This window comes from Kribbella sp. NBC_00889 (genome assembly GCF_045207705.1).
Lineage (GTDB): Bacteria > Actinomycetota > Actinomycetes > Propionibacteriales > Kribbellaceae > Kribbella.
This window is the reverse complement of the sequence record NZ_CP108783.1, coordinates 7,462,679-7,482,540: the sequence shown is the minus strand read 5'-3', so window position 1 is coordinate 7,482,540 and position 19,862 is coordinate 7,462,679. Positions and strand designations below refer to the sequence as shown.

Below are 19,862 nucleotides of genomic sequence, written 5' to 3'. Positions count from 1 at the left end.
GGTTAGCCAGCGGCGTGCCGTGGGCCAACCACAGCCCGATGGGTCAGCCAGGCAGATGGGGAGGGGGTCAGGTGGTGAGGAGAATCTTGCCGAGTTGGGTGGAGTCTTCGAGGTCCTGGTGGGCTTGGGCCACCTGCGCCAGGGGATAGGTGGTGTGGATGATCGGGCGCACCTTCTTCTCGGCGATCAACGGCCAGACGTGGCCGACGACGTCCGCGATGATGCGGCCCTTGCCGGCGACCGAGCGGGGACGGAGGCCGGCTGCCATGACTTGCGCGCGGCGGCTCATCAGGCGGCCCAGGTCGAGCTCGCCCTTCGCACCGCCCTGCATGCCGATCACCACGAGGCGGCCGTCGTACGCGAGGGACTTCACATTCTCGGTCAGGTACTTCGCGCCGATGATGTCGAGGATGACGTCCGCGCCGGCGCCCGCCGTCGCTTCCTTCACCACCGACGCCCACTCGGCTTCCTTGTAATTGATCGCGACGTCCGCGCCGAGCCGGGTGCAGAACTCCATCTTGTCCACGCTGCCGACCGTGGTCAGTACGCGCGCGCCGTGCGCCACCCCGAGCTGGATCGCCATCGTGCCGATGCCGGATGCACCGCCATGGACAAGCAGCGTCTCGCCGTCCTTCAGGTGCGCGGTCATGAACACGTTGGACCACACCGTCGCGACCACCTCGGGCAGTGCGGCCGCGCTGATCAGGTCGAGCCCGTCGGGAATCGGCATCACCTGCGGCGCCGGTACGACGACCTTCTCGGCGTACCCGCCACCCGCGAGCAACGCGCAGCACTCGTCGCCGACGGACCAGCCTTCGACCTCGGACCCGACCTCGGAGATCGTCCCTGACACCTCGAGCCCGATCGTCCCGGGTGCGCCCGGCGGCGGTGGATAGAACCCCTGCCGCTGCAGCAGGTCGGCCCGGTTCACGCCCGCGGCGACGACGTCGATCACGACCTCGTCGACGGCCGGAGTCGGATCCGGAATCTCGCCAACCGTCAGAACCTCGATCCCGCCCGCACCTTCACACACAACAGCTCGCATGCCCCACACCGTACCCGCGCAACCACCCCAACCCCCGCCCCCGGCCGCGCCCAGCCCCAGCCCTCAGTCCCGTCCGCGCCCAGCCCTCAGTCCCGTCCGCGCCCAGCCCCCGCCCCGGCCGCGCCCAGCCCCGCCCCGTCCGCGCTCAGCTTCCAACCAAGTTCGCACTCAGCTACCGACCAAGTCCGCGCTCGGGTGCTGCCCACGTCCACGGTCAAGGAGGTGAGCACGCACTCGGTCAGCTGTCGGGTGGGGCTGTCAGTTGTTGACGAGTTCGGCGAGGTCGGCGGCGATGGTGTTCAGGTGAGTGGTTTCGCCTATTGAGGCGAACCAGTCCCAGAGCTCGAGCGAGTGGTACACGCGATAAAGCAGCACGCGTTCCTGCCAGTCGTCCGGCAGTGGGCCGTACCCGTCGACCAGGCCGGCGAGCTTGTCCGCGTTGTCGTGGATCGAGTACGACACGGTCTTCGCGAGATCGATCAACGGATCGGCCGCGATCGCGTTCTCCACGTCGATGAACCCCGTCACCCGCCAGGTCACCGGATCCACAAGCACGTTGCCCTCGTGGAAATCGTTGTGGCACAACGTCGCCGCCTGGTTCGCCGCGAACAGATCGGACCGCTCGTCGACGTACTCGCGGATCTCCTCCCGCAACGCCGCATCCCCGCCAAGCTGCTCGAACTCCCCGAGCTTCTTGGCGAACTGACGCCGCATGTACTGATCGTTGTCCAGCAACGGATCAAGGATCCGGTCGGTCAAATACCCGTACTCCGGCTGCGGAATCCGATGCACCCGCGCCACCAACTGTCCGAGCTGCTCGTACGTCGCCCGCCAGTCCGGCGGCTTCAGCTCCGACAGTGGTACGCCGTCCAGCTTGGTCAGCACCGTGAACGCGTCCAACTCCCCGGCCGGCTCGGCGTGCACGACACGCGGGATCGACCCGTCGAGCTCCGCGGCGAGCAGACCGTACACATGTACTTCCTTGGCCTGCTTCCACGCCCACTCGGGTGCGTAGACCTTGACGATCACCGGATCGTCGTCGGTCCGCCGTACCTCGAAGACCGTGCTCAGTTGTCCGCCGGTTCGCTGGACAACCTCGGCAATCTGACTGTCCGGGCAGGCTCTCGCGACCATCGCAGCAACATCCACAGCCTCACAGTAGAAGTGCTGTCGAACGTTTTTCAGTCGTCGAAGTCAGCCCAGGTGTCGACGTCGTCGCCGGCCCGAGTCGGGTCGGACCACACCAGGTCCAGGTCGGCCACCAGCCGCCGTACCGACTTGTCCCGCGGATCGCCGATCCGCCGAATCGCCTCGGCCAACGAGGTACGCCGGTACGCCGTCGCGAGCTGCTGCCCACGACCGTCGGTATCCCGGAGCCCGTGGCCGTCATGGTCCCCGAGACCGTCGACGAGACGCGCGACGTCGGCCTCCGTCAGCCACGGCAGGTCACAGCTCAGCACTACGACGACCGCAGCGGAGCCGTGGGCGAGTCCGGCCGCGATCCCTGCCACCGGGCCGCCGGACGGTGGATCCTCGACCGTCCAGCCAACCTCTCGGCAGGTCGTGCGGACCGGGCCGACCACCACGGTCGACACGGCGGCATCAGTTGCCGTCAGCACCCGGTCCAGCAGCGTCACGCCGTCGAGCACCAGCATCGCCTTGTCCACTCCACCGAACCGGGTCGAACCACCCCCAGCGAGCACCAGCGCGTCGAAGTCCACGGAAGCAGTGTCGCCGGGTCAGTCCTTCGGCATCAACTCCTCTCGGTTCCTTCGCAGTACCTCGCGCTCCTCGGGCGTCAGCGCGGCCATCGCCTCCTTCCGCTCCTCGGCCAATGCCTCCAACTCGGCAGCGGTCAGGTCGGCCACGGCTCGGAGCCGGCTCTGCGCCAGCTCCTGGAATTCCTCGCGTGTCAGTGCACGGGACATCGCAGTCATCACCTCGATCAGTTCCAGAAGTGCCTGGGCCGACGGCTCGTCGGCCCGCTCCAATCCACCGAGGACACCGAGCAGCTTGCGTTTCACCTCGGACGCGGCGGCGAGCTGCTCCTCGACGACCTCGAGCTGTTTGCGGATCAGCTCCCGCGGATCCGTCAGTTCCCCGTCGAGGATCTGCCCCACCTCGGCGAGCGTCAGCCCGAACCCGCGCAGCGCGACCACCCGGTGCAGGCGGCGGACGTCGTCGGCGTCGTACCGACGGTGTCCGGACGCGCTCCGATCGCTTGGGCACAGCAGGCCGATCTCGTCGTAGTGATGCAGGGTGCGGACGCTGAGGCCGGTGACTTCCGCCAGTTCGCCGACCCGCCAGGTCCTCTCGTCGGTGTCCATGTCGTCGACCGTAGGTCCTCACGTGGCGTGAGGTTCAAGTCCGGATCTTCTGCGGCACCATGGAGGGGTGAAGATCGCCGTGGTGCAGACCGCCAGCAGCTACGACAAGGCCGCCAACCGCGACCTGGTGACGCGCGTCGTCGCCGATGCGGCGCGGGAGCAGCCGGACGTGGTCGTGCTGCCTGAGGCGATCATGGCCGACTTCGCCGTCGAGGGCGGATCGGTCGGGGAGGCTGCCGAGGCGCTCGACGGCGAGTTCGTGGACACACTGCGCAAGTGCGCGCTGGAGCACCGCGTGGCGATCGTCGCAGGGATGTTCGAGCGCAGCTGCGATCAGCACCGGCCGTACAACACGCTCCTGGCGGTCGGCGCCGACGGCTCATTGCTGGGCGCCTACCGGAAGATCCACCTGTACGACGCCTTCGGCTACAAGGAGTCGGACCAGCTGACTCCCGGCGATGTCGCACCGGTCGTGGTGAAGGTCGCTGGGCGCTCGCTGGGCCTGATGACGTGCTACGACCTGCGCTTCCCCGAGCTGTCCCGCGCACTGGTCGACGCCGGCGCCGAGGTCCTCGTCGTACCGGCCGCGTGGGTTCGCGGACCGCTCAAGGAGCACCACTGGACCACTCTGCTCACGGCCAGGGCTGTGGAAAACACCTGCTACGTGGCAGCCGCCGCCCAGAACGGCAAGAAGTACTGCGGCCTCAGCCAGGTCATCGACCCGCAGGGCATCGCGCTCACCGCAGTAGGCGAGGCAGACGGGTACGCGGTGGCTGAGGTGTCCGCCGACCGCTTGACCGACGTGCGGCGGCGCAACCCGTCGCTGCTGAACCGTCGCTACACCGTCAGCCCGCGCTGACGCCCGGTGCGCGGACTGCCCGGCCGGGATCGCTGCGAGCGGGTTAGCCTCCTGGGGTGGCGGATGGGTTCGATCTGGATCATCACGGGGACCTCGAGGTTGGGGACGGCCTGGTGGACCTCGCAGTCAACGTGCGGACCGGCACTCCGCCCGCCTGGCTGGTCGAGGAGATCACAGCCAGCCTGAGCGACCTGGCGGCGTACCCGAGACAGGACGCAGCGGTGGCAGCGGTCGCCGCGCGCCACGGTGTCTCGCCTGACCGGGTGCTGCTGACCGCAGGGGCGGCAGAGGCGTTCGTGCTGATCGCTCGGGCGTTCCGGCCGCGGCATTCGGTCGTTGTTCATCCGCAGTTCACCGAGCCCGAGGCTGCGCTGCGGTCGGCTGGGCACGTGGTCGACCGGGTCGTCCTACGGCCGGAGGACGGGTTCGTCCTGGACCCGCGCGCGGTCCCTGCCGACGCTGACCTCGTCGTCATCGGCAATCCGACCAACCCGACGTCCGTGCTGCACCGCGCCGACGACCTGCACGAGCTGGCCCGGCCGGACCGGATTCTGGTGGTCGACGAGGCGTTCATGGACGCCGTACCGGGCGAGCCGGAGTCGCTGGCCGGCGCCTCGATCCCCGGTCTGGTCGTGATCCGCAGCCTGACCAAGACGTGGGGACTCGCGGGCCTCCGGGTCGGCTATGTGCTTGCGGCAGCCGGGTTGGTCGAACAACTGGCCGCTGTGCAGCCACACTGGCCGGTGTCCACTCCTGCTCTCGCCGCGGCTATTGCCTGCAGCAACGAGCGTGCGGTCGCCGAAGCGGCTCAGGCCGCGCTGGACATCGACCGGCAACGTGTCCATCTGCTCGACAGTCTCGGTCCGGTTCCGACGTACGGCGTGCCGCGTGGACCGTTCGTCCTGGTGCATGTCGAGGGCGGCGCCGTACTGCGGGAATCCCTGCGAGAGCGCGGATTCGCGGTCCGTCGGGGTGACACCTTCCCGGGCCTCGGACCGGACTGGCTGCGCATCGCCGTCCGGCCGGAGGACGTGACCGACGCCTTCGCGAAGGTGTGGCGCGACCTGACGACCTGACCCCCGTTCGGAGCCGTGCGGCGTTCGCCGTCGAACCGATTGGTCGCCGTAACCCGCGAGGGGTTTAGTCCACCTGCACTTTGCGCACAGGATGGTCGCAGAGTGCCCTGCTCGCCCCTCCGGCACTCGTCTGGTCATTCGCGAAGGGAGCAGCACAATGGGTCTGAACGACGACGACATGACGACTTCGTCCGAAGGTGGCGAAGGTCTGGCGGACGGTGGCGCGACCGTTGGTGGGACGGATGGCGGTGCCGACGGCGGCGCGGATGGTGGTGCCGGAGGCGCTGAAGGACCAGCGGACGGCGGTGCGACGGCTGGCATGAGTGACGGGGGTGCGGATGGTGGCGCGGGCGGTGCCGAAGGACCGGCGGACGGTGGAGCATCGTCTGGCGTGAGTGACGGCGGTGCTGATGGCGGTGCGGACGGCGGTGCGGACGGTGGCGCTGGTGGCGGCGAGGGACCTGCGGACGGCGGAGCCTCACCTGGCATGAGTGATGGTGGAGCGGACGGCGGCGCGGATGGTGGTGCCGGAGGTGGTGAAGGTCCGGCGGACGGCGGTGCCGATTCCAACGCGACCGACGGTGGTGCCGACGGCGGAGCCAGTGGAGGTTCTGGAAGTTGGTGACTACGGTGCCGGGAGCCGGTTCGCAGCCTGACGACTGTCCGGCTCTCCGGCGCTGTGTGGCAGGTGATCTGGACGAGTTCGCGACCTCCTACTGGGGTTCGCGGGCTCTGCTGTCCCGCGGCCCCGACCTGCCCGCGCCGTACGACGACCTGTTCGGCCTGGAGGCTGCGGACGAACTGCTGTCGCGCCGCGGCCTCCGCACGCCGTTCCTGCGGATCGCCAAGAACGGTGCGGTCGTCGGCGACGGACAGTTCACCGGGTCGGGCGGTGTCGGAGCGGAGATCGCCGACCAGGTCCGCGACGACAAGGTCGCTGCCCTGTTCGCGAGCGGCCACACCGTCGTACTGCAGGCCCTGCACCGCACCTGGCCCGCTCTGGTCGACTTCTCCACCCAGCTGTCGGTCGACGCGGGTCACCCAGTGCAGATCAACGCCTACTTCACCCCTGCCGAGTCACAGGGGTTCTCCGCGCACTACGACGTCCATGACGTGTTCGTATTGCAGGTGGCCGGCGAGAAGCACTGGACCGTCCACGAGCCGGTGCATGTGGACCCACTCCGCAACCAGCCGTGGACAGACCACTCCCAAGCGGTCGCAGCCGCGGCTCGTGACAATGCACCGGTCGTTGATGGGGTGCTGAGGCCGGGTGACGCGCTGTACATACCGCGGGGGTTCCTGCACTCGGCCAAGGCTCTGGGCGGGGTCAGTGCTCATCTGACGGTCGGACTGCACACCATGACTCGCTACCTGCTCGTGCAGGAGCTTGCCGCGGCTGCCGCGAACGAGCCCTCGCTGCGCCGTGCTCTGCCGCTCGGATTCGATCCGAGCGACCCGGAGCAACTCAGAGCAGTCCTTCCCGAGGTGGCGGACCTCTTCGCCCAGCAGATCCGGTCGACGACTCCGGAGGACCTGGCTGCCCGGCTCCGACGCCGTACCTGGTCTGCCAACCGTCCTGCGCCACTCGGACCCTTGGCGCACGCCGCCTCCATCGCCTCGTTGGCCGTGGGTACGACGGTCCGCCTCCGGACCGGTCTGCGCTGCCGGGTCGTGGTCGGGGATCCGGTCGTGCTGCAACTGCCAGACCGGATGATCACGCTACCCGCAGTCACCGGCGATGCCGTCGTGCAACTGTGCGCGGGGAGCGACCACAAGGTCGGCGACCTGCCCGGTCTCGACGAGGCCGATCAGCTCGTCCTCGTCCGCCGCCTCCTCACCGAAGCTGTCCTCGTCGCCGACGCGTAAACTACAGCCGGTAGTTGCGGAGGGCAACGGTGACGTGGGGTGAGCATGGCTGGCGTGGTGATTGACGGTCGCTACCGGGCCGACACGGGCTGTGCCGCAATGGCGGACCGCCGTGGCGACTCGCTGGTCGCGACCGCGCCACCCGCGGAGCGCTGGCTGCTGATCGAATCCCGTGTCGCTTGGCCGCGGGACGCTCTGGCCGCCCTCCGGCCCGAGGGATTGGGTGCGGAGGTCGCGCGGCTCTGCCGGCAGCGGGGGTACCGGCCCGCGCTGATCAGACGCTACGGACGGTTGGACCGATCGGCTCCGCGCCGGTACGCGCTGGCCGACTGCCGGCCGGGGCGCGAGTCGGTCCGGTGGGGCGAGCTTCCGTCGGACGAGCATCTGCTGCACGTCCTGCGCGGCGACGCTGAACCAGGACCGGTCAGTCGTGAGCCGGTGTACCTCGTCTGCACGCACGGACGGCACGACGCGTGTTGCGCCGTACGTGGTCGGCCTGTTGCGGCTGCGTTGGCCGGTGCGTATCCGGAGCGGACCTGGGAGTGCAGCCACGTCGGAGGTGACCGGTTCGCCGCGAACGTCGTCGTACTGCCGCAGGGGTTGTTCTACGGACATGTTCCGGTTGCTCGTGCGGTCGAGCTCGCCAAGCATCACGACGAAGGGCGGGTGGTGCCGGATCTGCTGCGTGGATCGGGTGCGTTCGTCCCACCGGTCCAGGCCGCGCAACACTTCGCCCGCGCGGCAGGGCACTCACTACTCGTCGATGAGCTTCGTCCCAGAGCCGTTCGTGGACTGGCCGGCCATCACTGGCAGGTGGATCTCGCGTTGCCCGACGCCGATCTGCTCACCGTCGAGGTGTCGGCGCATCTCGACTCGGTCGACGCCAAGCTGACGTGTGCGGGCACCGCGCCGGCCACGGTCCGCCGCTTCCAGTTGCACAGCATCACGTCCAGCTGACCGCGTCCGGCGCTCGCCGCTGCTGTTCGAGCAGTCCTTGGACCAACGCCAGCGGAGCCCATCCGCCTCGGCCGCGGCGGGTGAGTGTGTACGTACGGAACATCGGCACCGGATCGCGCAACCGGCGTACCGAGATGCCAGGGGCCTTCAGGCTGCCGGTCGGCAGCAATGCGACGCCAAGGCCCGCGACGATCATGTCCCGGACCAGCGGGAGGCTGTCGGCGCGGTGCGTGATGCGTGGCTCGAAGCCTGCCAGCGAGGCGATCGCGCGCACGACCTGTTCGTCCCCGGCGTGGCGGGAGTTCACGATCCAGTCGGTGTCCGCGAACGCAGCGGCCACCTCCGCCGCCGTTCCCGAGGTACGCCGGGAGCGAGAGGGTACGCCGAGTCCCCACGTCGCCTGCCACAGCCGGGTGATCTGGAGGCCAGGGTCGACGTTCGCAGGTGCCAGGTTGTAGTCGTAGCTCACCGCCAGGTCGACCTGATCACGCTCGAGCAGCGTCAGCGCCTCGGGCGGCTCCTGCTCCTGAATCTCCAGCCGTACGTCGGGATGCTCGGAGGCGAGCCGCTGGACGACGGGCAGCACCGTGTCCCGGATCGCGGTATGGAACGCGGCCACGCGAACCGTTCCAGCCGGTTTCGCCGAGGGGTCGAGGTCAGCACGGGCCGCCTCGACCGCGGCGACGATGTCCACCGCGTGCCCGGCCAATCGCTGCCCGGCTGGGGTGAGCCGGACGCGGCGTCCGTCGGGCTCCAGCAGCGGCGTGCCGACCTCGTGGGCGAGCGCGGCGATCTGCTGGGAGACCGTCGAGGTGGTCACACCGAGGGTCTCCGCGACGGCGCGCATGGACCCCAGCCGGGACAACGCCAGCAGAAGCTCGAGACGCCGTACATCCATGGAGCCATTGTTCAGTGATCCCGAATGGTATGTCCATGATTCTCACGTGGACGCGAACGGATTCCCGAGCTTCACTGGAGTGCATGAGCACCCGTGAGAGCCGCACCGGTGTGGCGTTCGCCGTCATGTCGATGAGCTGCGTCCAGCTCGGCCTCTCCGTATCGGTCAGCCTGTTCGACCGCCTCGGCCCCGAGGGCGCGGCGTGGCTGCGGTTGTCCTTCGCGGCCGTGATCGTGCTGGTCCTGTTCCGTCCCCGCCTCCGCTCGTTCGATCGCCGCTCCCTCCTCGCGGCCGTCGGCTTGGGGATCGCAACCGGCGGCGTGACTCTTCTCTTCATGGCAGCGGCCGCCCGGATTCCGCTCGGCGTGGCCAGTGCCTTGGAGTTCCTCGGCCCGCTGAGCGTCGTTGTCGTACGCAACGCGCGGCAACCCGCCGCGGTCCGGATCCCTGGCCTACGCGGCCTCGGGGGAAGGCGGGCCGGGCTGGTGTGGCCTGCACTGGCGTTCGTCGGGGTGATGCTGCTGACCCAGCCGTGGCGGTTCGTCGGCGGCTCGGCGTCGTCGGCGCATGGCTCGGCTGGGGTGGTGCCGGTCGGCGGGTCGCTGGATGTGCTCGGCGTCTTGTTCGCACTGGGCGCAGCGGTCTGCTGGGCGGCGTACATCCTGCTCACCCAGCACGTGGGCGACAACGTCTCCGGCCTTCAGGGGTTGGGCGTGTCCATCCCGGTCGCTGCCGTGGTAGCGACAGTCGTTGCCGGGCCGAGCACGATCCCGCTGATGACCTGGGATCTGGTCGCCATCGGCTTCGGCTTGGCACTCCTGCTCCCGGTCATCCCGTTCACCTTGGAGTACTTGGCCCTGCGCCGCCTCGACGCAGGCGTGTTCGGCACACTCATGAGTCTGGAACCAGCGCTGGCCCTCCTCGTCGGTTGGCTCATCCTTCATCAGATGCCGGGCCTGCTCCCCGTCTTCGGCATCGCGTTCGTCGTCCTGGCCGGCATGGGCGCAGAGCGCACCTCCGCGCCCCACCGCCCGAGCCCACCACAGTCGACCGAACAGCCGGGCGTACTCAGTCCGGGCTAGGTAGCTCCCGGTCCGACTGGTGGCTGCCGTAGAAGGTCGATTGGCGGCTCATGATGTCGCGCATCGGCGTTCCGCGGGGGACGTTGTAGACGGTGCCGGGGAAGTCCAGGTCGCGCTGGATGGGCCAGAATTCTTCGTGCCGATCGGGAGCGAAGAGTTGGGCCGGGTCGCCGACGGCGATCCATCCGATCGGGAGGACCGTGCCGGGTTCCAGGCGCGAGTTCACGTGCAGCACGCTGTTGATCCGGAGTTCCGCGCCCGCGCCGGCGACAGAACCGGGGAACAACGCGGCGCCCGTGGCGATGAAGACCTCGTCCTCGACCGTGGCGCCGTTGACGTGTGCATGGGGACCTACCAGGACCGCGTCGCCGAGCAGGGTGGGATGACTCGCCCGGCCGCGCACCAGGGCGTTCTCCATCACCACGCTGTTCGCACCGACCTGGATCTCACCGTTCTCCGCAGTCAGTACGGCACCGTGCAGGACTCTGCTGCCCTGGCTCAGAACGATGGCGCCACAGAGGACGGCGGATGGTGCGACATAAGCGGATTCGGGCACGACCGGTCGTCGGCCGCGGTGTTCGAGCAGCATCGCGCTGTCCCTCCGTTGAGCATCACCTGTCCTTCGTGAGCCTGTACCCGATCGTGTGCGGATCTCCACAGCCCGGGCCTTCATTACCCGGGCGGCGGTGTCCGGAGAGCCGGTCCACATCGGAGGTGGGAGGTTCGGCCGGCCGGACGTCCGGGGTGAAGAACCGCGAACTGGGAAAACATTAGAACAGATGTTCGATTGCCTGCAACTGCTGTGCGTCAGACTTTTGTCATGTCGCAGGACATCGGTGACAGTTCTGCATCAGGACATCGGTGACATTTCTGGTGGGCTTGGTGGTGACACTTCGGCCGCGAGGCTCGGGCGGTGCCAGCCAATGAACCTATCGATCCCCGTGTCCGCCTTGCGATCTCGCAGTGGCCGGACGATGCTCCGCGCGGTGCGGTCTCGACCTTCTGCGCCGAGCACGGCATTTCGCGCAAGTCCTTCTACGAGTTGCGCAAGCGCGCGACGGCCGACGGTCCGGCGGCCGTGCTCGAGCCCAGGTCCAGGCGCCCGAGGACGAGCCCGGCGAAGTTGACCGAGGAGGTCAAAGAACAAGCGGTGCAGGTGCGGGCTGCGTTGGAGGCCTCCGGGCTCGACCACGGGCCGATCAGCGTGCACGACAAGATGCGCGCGATGGGGCTGGAGGTGGTGCCCTCGGTCGCGTCACTGGCCCGGATCTTCCGGCAGGCCGGTGTGGCGCGGTTCGAACCGCGGAAGAAGCCACGCTCGGCCTGGCGCCGGTTCGTCTATCCAGCTCCGAACGCCTGCTGGCAGCTCGACGGCACCGAGTACGTGCTCACCGGTGGGCGTAGGTGTGTGATCCTCCAGCTCATCGACGACCACTCCCGCTATGCGGTCGCTTCCCACGTCGCGTGGGGCGAGACATCTGCCGCGGCGATCGCCGTGTTCGACAAGGCCGTGGCCGCCCACGGCGTGCCTCAGCGGCTGCTGTCCGACAACGGATCCGCGCTCAATCCGTCGCGCCGTGGGCTCCTGGGTCAATTCGTCGTCCACCTGATGGCCCTGGGGGTCGAGCCGATCACCGGCAAGCCCTACAAGCCGACGACCCAGGGCAAGAACGAACGCTTCCACCAGACCCTGTTCCGTTACCTCGACAAACAAGCGCTCGCCGAGACGCTCGACGAACTGCAGGCCCAGGTCGACGCCTTCGACCACATCTGCAACACCCAGCGCCCCCACCAGGGCCTGCCCGGACGCGTCACGCCCCAGGCCGCCTGGGAAGCCACCGCGAAGGCCGAGCCGCCACGTCCCACACACAACCTTCCCCGTCGCTCCCACCGTCCCGCCAGCCGGCCCCGGCCGCCTCTCGCACCGGCGCCCGCTGACCTGCCCGACGACACCGTCGTCAAGAAGCTGACTCCCGCCGGCATGTTCTACCTGGACAAGGTCCAATACCTGGTCGACGGGCGACGCGGCTTCCAGCAGGTCCTCGTCATCAGCACCGGCAACAAGCCCGGCGACAAGATCACCGTCACCGACCTGGAAGGCGAGATCCTCATCGAGCACACCAGACCCGCACCAGGAGTGACCTACGTCGGCAACGGCCGCCCCCGCGGCCCACGCCAAGACCCCTGAACCGTCACCGATGTCCTGACACACCAACTGTCACCGATGTCCTGATGCAGAACTGTCACCCATGTCCTGAGACATCACATGTGCGTCAGACTTTCTGGCCGGCGTCCCCGGCCAGGTGTGGGTGTGACTTGACGACGTGGTCGATGGTGGCCAGGAAGGCGTCGCGGGCGGGGTCTTCGTACCCCCGCAGCCAGGCCAGCGCCGTTGATGAGGGTGGTAGATCCTGGATCGGGATGATCGCGATGCCGGGGTGCCGGAAATGCTCGGCGAAGGGGGCGACGGTCGGGTGGACGAGCCGTCCCTGGGCGATGAGCAGGAGCAGCTCGGAGCTGTCGTTGATGTGGATGTCGGCGGGCACGATCGGGCGGCCGCTGGGTGTGTGGGTGGGACAGCTGGCGTGCGCCAGCTCTGGCGGGTCGGCCGGTCGCCTCACGGGATAGTCCGCGAAGTCCTCCACCGAGACCTGGCTTCGACTGGCGAGCGGATGGTCAACGGCCACCATCACCACGCGTGGATCGCCTCGAGAGAGCACGGGGCCGATCACGATGTCGGGTTGGTCGAGGGGCAGTCGAGTCACCGACAGATTCACCTCACGCCGACGTAGTGGCCCCAGTCGGTCCGTCAAGGGGGTCGCGACCAGTCGTACGTCGGCGCCGTCGTACGACTGCTCGAAGAGCTTGACCGCCTCGTTCAGGACGAGGCTCCCGGATGCCGCGTTGAGGACCCCGATGCGGATCAGCCCCGGTCCGGCCGCCCGTCCGCGGGCCCGTGCGAGCGCGTTGTCCAAGTCGGTCACGATGGGTGCGAGTTCGTCGTGGAGGGCTTGTCCGGCCGCGGTCAGGGTGACGACGCGGCTCGTGCGGTCGAACAGGCGTCGTCCGCCGAGCTTGCGTTCCAGCGCTCGCAGCGTCTGGCTGGCTCGCGACGTGGTGAGGCCGAGCCGCTCCGCGGTGTGCCCGAAGTGCAGCTCCTCGGCGAGAACCATGAACAGAGTGAGTTCCCGCAACTCGATGTCGGCCATCGTGAACTCACGTTACATGGTGCGTGACCCAAGCCGGCGTTGATACCGGCTCAGCCGGCTGCGAGCGTCAGGACAGGAGTAACGAGAACCAGCAACGAGAGGAAGTCATGCGGAACGTCATCCTGTACATGTCGATGTCGCTGGACGGGTTCGTCGGCAGCGACCGTGAGCACCCAGGGGTCGCGATCCCTGAGGGCGCTGAGCTGAAGAAGTGGAAGCTGGACCGGATCAGTAAGGCCGGTGCACACCTCATGGGCCGTGTCACGTACCAGGAGATGTCGTCGTACTGGCCGCAGTCCGACGACCCCTACGCGTCGCCGATGAACGCCATCCCCAAGGTCGTGTTCTCGAAGACGCTCAGCGACGATGAGGCCACCTGGCCCGAAACCCGGGTCGCGCGGGGCGACCTCGCAGCCGAGATCGCCGACATCAAGGCAGAGACCGGCCCGGACGTGATCGTCTGGGGTGGTTGCAGGTTGGCCGGCGCGCTGGCCGCGGCGGATTTGATCGACGAGTACCACCTGCTGGTCCAACCCCTGATCCTGGGCCGCGGGGAGGCACTGTTCGACCAGCTGCCGGCGGCGCGGCACCTTGAACTGATCGAGGCCATACCGTTCCCCAGTGGCGTCGTTGTGCAGGTCTATCGACCGCAGCGCGGCTGAGGAGGGCAAGCCTGGTGGTGCCTGGAGCTGGACGAATGGCCGGGCAGCGGTGACCCGACGCAGGGCGCTCAGGGTCGGCGTGCTGACGCCGCATGTGGCAGCGGGACCCGAGGTTGAGCTGCCGGAGATGGCGCCAGCGGGTATCGATGTAGTGGTCGCGCGCACCTTGTCGCGTCTCTCTGGAAATGTGCCCGAGGCCCTGCAACCGGCGGTCGCACGGCTCCGCGAGGCGTCCGTCGACGCCATCGCCTACGCGTCGACGACGACCGGATATGTGATCGGGCGCGCCGCCGAAGTTGAGCTGGTCGAACGCTTGCGCCAGCTATCGAATGTGCCGGTTGTGACCAGCGGGATCGCGGCCACGCAGGCGTTGAGGGCCTTCGGCGTACGCCGGGTCGCCGTGGTCCATCCACCATGGTTCGACGACGAGATGAGTGACCTCGGCGCCGCGTACTTCCGCGGTCAAGGATTCGACGTCGCGGTCTCCACCGCGGCGTCGATTCCCAAGGACCCCGAGCAGGTGCGGCCCGAGCACGTGATCGACTGGGGCAGCAGCCATGTGGACGCCTCGACCGAGGCGATCTTCATCGCAGGCAACGGCTTCCGTGCTGCCCAGGCCATCGAGACGCTGGAACACCGCACCGGGCAACTGGTCCTGGAGGCGAACCAGGTCCTGCTCTACTCGATCCTGGCCGCGACCCGGACGACACTCCCGATCGACGGCTACGGGAAACTCCTCCGCGTCAACGCTCCGTGGTAGGTCGGAGCAGGTCCTGATATGGCTCGGGTTCGCCGACCGTTGTCGCTCCGGTCCCGCGCCGTACGAACTCGCGTCCGGCCGGCCAGCGCGTCACGAACTGGTCGCCGGAGGCTTCGACGTACCGGACGAAGGTGACGTCGGAGATATCCACCGCGAACAGGTGGAACTGCCCCGGCTCAGGTCGCCAGCCCAGGCTGGCCGCCACCTCCTCGGCGTACTGGCGCTGCACCGACTCGTCGTCCTCGCCGCGCGCTTGACCACGCACCTTGAACTCGCCCTCGCTGCCGTCGCGACCGGTGATGACGCTGTGCACCAGGACACGTGGATCACGGCCGAGATCCTTCGCCTTGGTCGAGCTCCACATCATCGACAACCAGAGATCCCCGGCCATGATCCACGGCTCCACCGGACTGATGCGTGGTGTGCCGTCGCGCCGGACGGTCCCAACGAGTACGACGCCCGGCCCGAGCAGCCGGTCACGCCCCAGCTCAGCCAACCGCGGCTGATTCGACTCCAGCTCTGTCCACCGCATGACTCTCCTCTCCCTGAGGACACCTACCTATCTGGCCTATCACCGGCCACCGACAGGTACGCGGGAGTCACTGGCGCTGGGTGGTCGAGTGGGGGAAGACCCGATCGAGGATGAGGATGGTGGCAGCCGCGATCAGGGCCAGGGCGGAGATGCCCAGCCACGGCAGCTCGTGCTGGGCCTCGAAGAGCTGAGCGAAGTACGCCGGCGCCAGGATGCTGGCGAAGGTGAAGGAGTACTGCCAGTAGGAGAGGTACTTCCCGTTCCCCACCGCCGGAGCCACCGCTGCCGCGAGCGCGTTGCCGGTCGCCGCGTGCAGTACGTCGCCAAACGCGAACACCGCTGTGGCCAGGATCAACCCCGGCACGACCAGTGCGGTCGGAACGTGCAGCAGTGAGGCCATCAGCAGTCCCCACACCGCCCACGCCACCCCGGCAACGATGATCACGTTGGTACGACGACGCTTCTCGGTATGCCGCACCACCAGGGTCTGCCCGGTCGCCAGTACGACGGACACCGCGGCCAGCAGGACACCGATCAACCACTTGGGTGCCGGCAACGCTTCAGCGACGTACACCGGTAGTCCGACGCCCAGCAGCATCGTGCACAGGGCCAGCAACGTGTTGGCGCCGATCAGCACCAGGAACGCCTTGTCCTTACGCAGCAGTGGCGCCGGCCCGGTGTCCTGAACGGCGCGACGGTGGTGAGCCGGGTTCAGACGCAGCAGCAGGAAGCCGGCCAGGTAGAACGTCACCGCGTTGACCGCCATGGCGATCAGGAACGGCGCATCGCCGCCGATGGCCAGCAGTGCTCCGGCAGCCAGCGCGCCGAGGCCGAACCCGGCGGCCTGCATCATGCCTCCGAGCCCGAACCACCTGTCCCGGTCGCCGTCGTCGGCGACATCGGCCAGCAGGCTGAAGATCGCGGACCAGAACACGCGCTGGCCGCTGGTCGTCAGCAATGCGCACAGGAACACGAGCCACACCGACCGGCCGAAGAAGAAGCCGGTGAACGCGAGTCCCTGTGCGAACTGCGCGCCCACCACCAGGTTCCGCGGGCCGACCTTGTCGATCACCACAGCCACTGCGGCCGGTGCTGCGATCGAGAAGAGCGTCGCGACGGTCAACAGGACTCCCGCCGTCCCGAGTGGGATGTCGACGACCCGCACGAAGAACAGCAGCAGAAGCGGTCCGGCGCAGCCGCCGCCGAACGAGTCGATCGCCAGACCGGCGAGGAGCGGTAGGCGGCCGCGGACGTTCGGGAGGCCGAGGGACGTGGCTGTAGGCATGACAGAGTGCTCCGATCGCATCGACTCGGCCCACTCGCAGCGCTGGCTACGAGACCACTCCACCAGGGGCGTTTCCCTGACTACAGTTGGGGCTCTCGGCCGAAAACAGTAACAAACGTTTGCCGAGTGCCTCCAGCCGTTTTTCCGCCACTCAGTCCGCTGCGACGACCCGACGTACGGACACGTGCCGTAGCGGACGCCACGCGACGGCCGTCATCAGCACCATCGCCACGAAGGCAGTCGCGAACGGCGCAGCCAGTCCGAACCGCTGCGCGAGTACGCCACCCAGGGCGGAGCCGATCGCAGCGCCACCAACCGACGCCAGCAGGTACACGCTGTTGACCCGGCCCATCAGCGGCTCTGGCGTCGCCAGCTGCCTCGCAGTGGTCGACACGATGCCCCACACCACCGCATGTACGCCGAACACAGCCATGGTCGCGCCGGCCACCCACGGACTCCGGGTGAGCGCCAGGATGAGGTGGATCGTCGTTTCGATGACCAGTCCGGCCCGCAGCAGGGTCAGCGAGCCGACCCGCGGCTCGAGCACGTGGTACACCGGCATGCCGAGGACGCCGCCGATCGCTCCGACCGACACCAGCAGGCCGAACTGCGTCTCGGTCAGTCCTAGCCGTTCCCGTGCGTACAGCACCCAGGTCGCGAACGCGGCGCAGAAGGTGATGTTCATGACCAGGATCGAGCACGCCAACGTCCGTACACCCGCGTGCTGCCACAGCCAGCGGACTCCCACGCGTACTTCGGCCCAGATCGCCGTACCTGCGGGCTCGGTCGGCAGCGGACGTACGGCGACTCGCGCGATCAGAGCGGCCGCGGCGCCGAAGGTGACGGCGTTGAACACGAGCGGCACCCCGGCCCCGACCGCGAACAGCAAAGCACCAAGCGGCGGACCACCGAGCTGCTGCAGCACGGTGCCACTGGCGAACAGGCGCGCATTCGCCTTGCCCAGATGCACTTTCGGTACGGCGTCCACCAGCAGTGCACCGGATGCGTTGTCGGCGAGCGTCTCCGCCGTACCAAGGAGGAAGAGGGCGACGTAGATCGCCCACAGAGGTGCAGTGCCGAGTAGTACGGCGGCACCGAGGGCACCGATGACGATCGCGCGAAAGGTGTCAGCGGCAACGATCATCAGTCGGCGGTCGAGCCGGTCGACGAGAGCACCGCTGAACAGGGCGAACAGCAGCCAGGGCAACTGCTGGATGAAAGCGGCCGCACCGACAGCGGCCGGCTCGGTGGTGATCGATGCGACCAGCAACGGACCGGCGGCGAGCATGGCGCCGTCGCCGAGGTTCGAGATGATCGCGGCCGGCCAGATCTTGCGGAAGTCGGATCCGAGCTCGGACGGCAGCAGCAACGCACGGAGGGAAGGCATACGAGAGCTCCAGAGGGCATGACGGAACAACCGGAACGACCGACGTCACTCCGACGCCGGCAACCGGTCCGGTCAGCGGCAGATCAGCGCGCCGACCGGACGGTGTGTGCCATGTCCTCGAACGACCTGGACATTGCCCTCACCTCCGTCCGTACCCCAGGCGGCCCGTCCGCCTCTGCCGAGACCCTACCGGCCAGCCCCCGCCCCCGCACGCGCATTGCTATCCTCGACGATCGGCGACCACGTCGCCTGGAGGGTTCGCATAGTGGCCGAGTGCGCTGGTCTTGAAAACCGGTATGGCGGGTGACCGTCATCGTGGGTTCGAATCCCACACCCTCCGCTCTGTGATGTCTCAGGACATCGGCGACAGCTGAACCCACGATTCGTGGGTTCGGGTTTTGTCATTTGGGGTTGCGGGTGGGTCCGGGTGGTTTGCCGGTGGGTTGGTAGTCGCGGCTGGGGTCGAGGGTGAGGTCTCGGAGGAGTTCTCCGGTGGCGGCGTCGACGACGCGGACGTCGAGGTCGTGGATGAGGAGTAGGACGTGGGTTCGGGCGTGGGTTCGTCCGATGCCGATGTGGTGGAGCCACCGGGCAAATCCCAGATATTCGGGTACGCACGCTTGTTCGGACTCCGGTGCACGAGTAGAACTCGACCTTCACGAACCAGCGCGCCGACAACGACCTCATGCATTCGCGGATTAGAGCATGGACATCCGACAAGCGAACTAGTCGCCGCATTCCGCGCGGTTCGCGAGGGCGGGTGGTCAAGCTGCGAACGCGACAGGGCGCCGGCGGGCTTGTTCTCGTAACAGGTGCCGCAGGGTCGTGGCGATGCAGGCAAACCTGGAGACAGCCGGTCGCCGAGATGGTCGTGTTCTCGAACGACTTGGCCAGGCGACAGGTCCGTCCCAGGCGGCCGTGGGCGACCTCAACGCGCCAGGCGTGCCGGATGGGCCGGAAGACCGGCTGCCTGTCGTCCCACCCCACTCTGCGGACCTCGAGGTCGTGGGCTGGGCCGAGGGTACGAGCCGCGGCCGTATGGGCCGCCTCCGCCGTGGAAGGCGAATCCGCTGGTCGAGGCGCCGGACGCCAGGTGGGCGTCGATGACGATCATCGAGGGCGTCTCCTCGGTCCACGTCGTCGACACGATGCAGAACGAGACGGCGTGTGCGCCTGCATGTTCCTGACCTGTTGTCCTGTTGCCACCCTGGTGAGGGCTGCGCGATGGGCTTGCGGTTCGGCCATTACCTGCGGCCGTCGCGGGCGATGCCGCCGGATGGTCGGACCCCCCGTTGAGAGAGTGTCAGCCGGTGCCAGTCGTTTCCGACGACCAGTCGCTGCGGATCAGCCCGTAGACCCAGGAATCCGAGACATCACCGTTGACGACGCAGTCCTGGCGCAGCGTTCCCTCGTGCACAAATCCGACCTTTTCCAGAACCCGGGCCGATCCCACATTGCGTGTGTCGGTCTCGGCCTGGACCCGATTCAGGTCGAGCGTCTCGTGTGCCCATTGCAGGACAGCGTGCGCAGCCTCGGTTGCGTAACCGTGGCCCCATGCGTCCTCGATGAAGCAGTAGCCCAACGCGGCGCTTCGGTAGTCCGGGTTCCATCGGGTCAGGCTGATCCATCCGATGAAGGCCCCGCCCTCGACACGGTCCACGGCCAACCGTGCCCCGGTGCCGTCCTCGGCCATCTGCCGACACTTCGCGATGAACTTCACGGCACGGTCGCGTTCAGTCCAGGGTGGCGCGTCCCAGTAGCGCAGCACGTGGGCGCTGCTCTGCATGGCGTACAGAGCGTCTGCGTCTGCGTCGTCGAAAGGACGCAGGCGCAGGCGATCGGTGTGGAGTGTGGGTGTGTGCAGGTCCATGCGCGTCATAATGCCTCGTCGTGTCGAGCGGATATCTAGCCGGCCAC

Annotated in this window: 19 protein-coding genes, 1 tRNA gene and 1 pseudogene; 10 read left to right on the top strand and 11 right to left on the bottom strand. The window is 68.1% G+C overall.

Features of this window, described 5'->3' with window-relative positions; genetic code table 11:
- Positions 1–67: 67 nt before the first annotated feature.
- From OG817_RS36700 to OG817_RS36685, 4 genes are all read right to left on the bottom strand, one after another.
- Entirely contained in the window at positions 68–1,045 is a 978-nt protein-coding gene (locus OG817_RS36700; RefSeq protein ID WP_406049505.1) for an NAD(P)H-quinone oxidoreductase, read from the bottom strand.
- Positions 1,046–1,303: 258 nt separating this feature from the next.
- On the bottom strand, positions 1,304–2,194 hold the full coding sequence (locus OG817_RS36695; protein ID WP_406049503.1) for a phosphotransferase family protein: 891 nt from the start codon (positions 2,192–2,194) through the stop codon (positions 1,304–1,306).
- Positions 2,195–2,226: 32 nt separating this feature from the next.
- Positions 2,227–2,766, bottom strand: coding sequence for a molybdenum cofactor guanylyltransferase (locus tag OG817_RS36690; protein ID WP_406049502.1), 540 nt, complete (start codon positions 2,764–2,766; stop codon positions 2,227–2,229).
- Positions 2,767–2,784: 18 nt separating this feature from the next.
- Positions 2,785–3,372, bottom strand: coding sequence for a MerR family transcriptional regulator (locus tag OG817_RS36685; RefSeq protein ID WP_406049501.1), 588 nt, complete (start codon positions 3,370–3,372; stop codon positions 2,785–2,787).
- A 67-nt stretch (positions 3,373–3,439) separates the two neighbouring features.
- On the opposite strand from OG817_RS36685, the gene OG817_RS36680 reads away from it, so the two are divergent.
- The 5 genes from OG817_RS36680 to OG817_RS36660 all read left to right on the top strand — a co-directional run bounded on the left by OG817_RS36680 (position 3,440) and on the right by OG817_RS36660 (position 8,130).
- Complete coding sequence (locus OG817_RS36680) at positions 3,440–4,231, top strand: carbon-nitrogen hydrolase family protein (protein WP_406049499.1); 792 nt, start codon at positions 3,440–3,442, stop codon at positions 4,229–4,231.
- A 56-nt stretch (positions 4,232–4,287) separates the two neighbouring features.
- Complete coding sequence (gene cobC, locus OG817_RS36675) at positions 4,288–5,307, top strand: Rv2231c family pyridoxal phosphate-dependent protein CobC (protein WP_406049498.1); 1,020 nt, start codon at positions 4,288–4,290, stop codon at positions 5,305–5,307.
- A 197-nt stretch (positions 5,308–5,504) separates the two neighbouring features.
- Positions 5,505–5,630 (top strand): hypothetical protein, encoded by a 126-nt coding sequence (locus OG817_RS36670; RefSeq protein WP_406049497.1) that lies wholly within the window; start codon positions 5,505–5,507, stop codon positions 5,628–5,630.
- Between the two features lie 298 nt (positions 5,631–5,928).
- Positions 5,929–7,173, top strand: coding sequence for a cupin domain-containing protein (locus OG817_RS36665; protein ID WP_406049496.1), 1,245 nt, complete (start codon positions 5,929–5,931; stop codon positions 7,171–7,173).
- A 54-nt stretch (positions 7,174–7,227) separates the two neighbouring features.
- Entirely contained in the window at positions 7,228–8,130 is a 903-nt protein-coding gene (locus OG817_RS36660; RefSeq protein WP_406049495.1) for a sucrase ferredoxin, read from the top strand.
- Here OG817_RS36660 and OG817_RS36655 read toward each other — a convergent pair.
- Positions 8,117–9,028 carry a LysR family transcriptional regulator gene (locus tag OG817_RS36655; protein ID WP_406049493.1) on the bottom strand — a complete coding sequence of 304 codons (912 nt, stop codon included), beginning with the start codon at positions 9,026–9,028 and terminating at the stop codon, positions 8,117–8,119. The genes OG817_RS36660 and OG817_RS36655 overlap by 14 nt on opposite strands.
- An 83-nt stretch (positions 9,029–9,111) precedes the next feature.
- Here OG817_RS36655 and OG817_RS36650 point away from each other — a divergent pair, with 83 nt between their 5' ends.
- Positions 9,112–10,110: an EamA family transporter gene (locus OG817_RS36650; RefSeq protein WP_406049492.1), complete on the top strand. Its 999-nt coding sequence runs from the start codon at positions 9,112–9,114 to the stop codon at positions 10,108–10,110.
- On the opposite strand, the gene OG817_RS36645 is transcribed toward OG817_RS36650, so the two are convergent.
- Positions 10,097–10,699 carry a gamma carbonic anhydrase family protein gene (locus tag OG817_RS36645; RefSeq protein ID WP_406049491.1) on the bottom strand — a complete coding sequence of 201 codons (603 nt, stop codon included), beginning with the start codon at positions 10,697–10,699 and terminating at the stop codon, positions 10,097–10,099. The two genes, OG817_RS36650 and OG817_RS36645, sit on opposite strands and share 14 nt — an antisense overlap.
- Positions 10,700–11,065: 366 nt before the next feature.
- Between OG817_RS36645 and OG817_RS36640 the strand changes: the two are divergent.
- Positions 11,066–12,280 (top strand): annotated as a pseudogene (locus tag OG817_RS36640) (DDE-type integrase/transposase/recombinase); the annotation flags it as partial.
- 103 nt (positions 12,281–12,383) lie between these two features.
- On the opposite strand, the gene OG817_RS36635 reads toward OG817_RS36640, so the two are convergent.
- Positions 12,384–13,319, bottom strand: a complete 936-nt coding sequence (locus OG817_RS36635) for a LysR family transcriptional regulator (RefSeq protein WP_406049490.1) — start codon at positions 13,317–13,319, stop codon at positions 12,384–12,386.
- 107 nt (positions 13,320–13,426) lie between these two features.
- Between OG817_RS36635 and OG817_RS36630 the strand changes: the two genes are divergently transcribed.
- Positions 13,427–13,981, top strand: a complete 555-nt coding sequence (locus OG817_RS36630; RefSeq protein ID WP_406049488.1) for a dihydrofolate reductase family protein — start codon at positions 13,427–13,429, stop codon at positions 13,979–13,981.
- 187 nt (positions 13,982–14,168) lie between these two features.
- Positions 14,169–14,741, top strand: a complete 573-nt coding sequence (locus OG817_RS36625) for a hypothetical protein (protein WP_406049486.1) — start codon at positions 14,169–14,171, stop codon at positions 14,739–14,741.
- Here OG817_RS36625 and OG817_RS36620 read toward each other — a convergent pair.
- From OG817_RS36620 to OG817_RS36610, 3 genes are all read right to left on the bottom strand, one after another.
- Complete coding sequence (locus OG817_RS36620; protein WP_406049485.1) at positions 14,725–15,273, bottom strand: hypothetical protein; 549 nt, start codon at positions 15,271–15,273, stop codon at positions 14,725–14,727. The genes OG817_RS36625 and OG817_RS36620 overlap by 17 nt on opposite strands.
- 67 nt (positions 15,274–15,340) lie before the next feature.
- On the bottom strand, positions 15,341–16,558 hold the full coding sequence (locus OG817_RS36615) for an MFS transporter (RefSeq protein ID WP_406049484.1): 1,218 nt from the start codon (positions 16,556–16,558) through the stop codon (positions 15,341–15,343).
- Between the two features lie 151 nt (positions 16,559–16,709).
- A complete protein-coding gene (locus OG817_RS36610; protein ID WP_406049483.1) occupies positions 16,710–17,945 on the bottom strand; it encodes an MFS transporter in 1,236 nt (411 codons plus the stop codon).
- A gap of 251 nt (positions 17,946–18,196) precedes the next feature.
- Here OG817_RS36610 and OG817_RS36605 point away from each other — a divergent pair.
- Positions 18,197–18,285, top strand: a tRNA-Ser gene (locus tag OG817_RS36605).
- A gap of 963 nt (positions 18,286–19,248) precedes the next feature.
- On the opposite strand, the gene OG817_RS36600 is transcribed toward OG817_RS36605, so the two are convergent.
- Complete coding sequence (locus OG817_RS36600; protein ID WP_406049482.1) at positions 19,249–19,815, bottom strand: GNAT family N-acetyltransferase; 567 nt, start codon at positions 19,813–19,815, stop codon at positions 19,249–19,251.
- Positions 19,816–19,862: the final 47 nt, after the last annotated feature.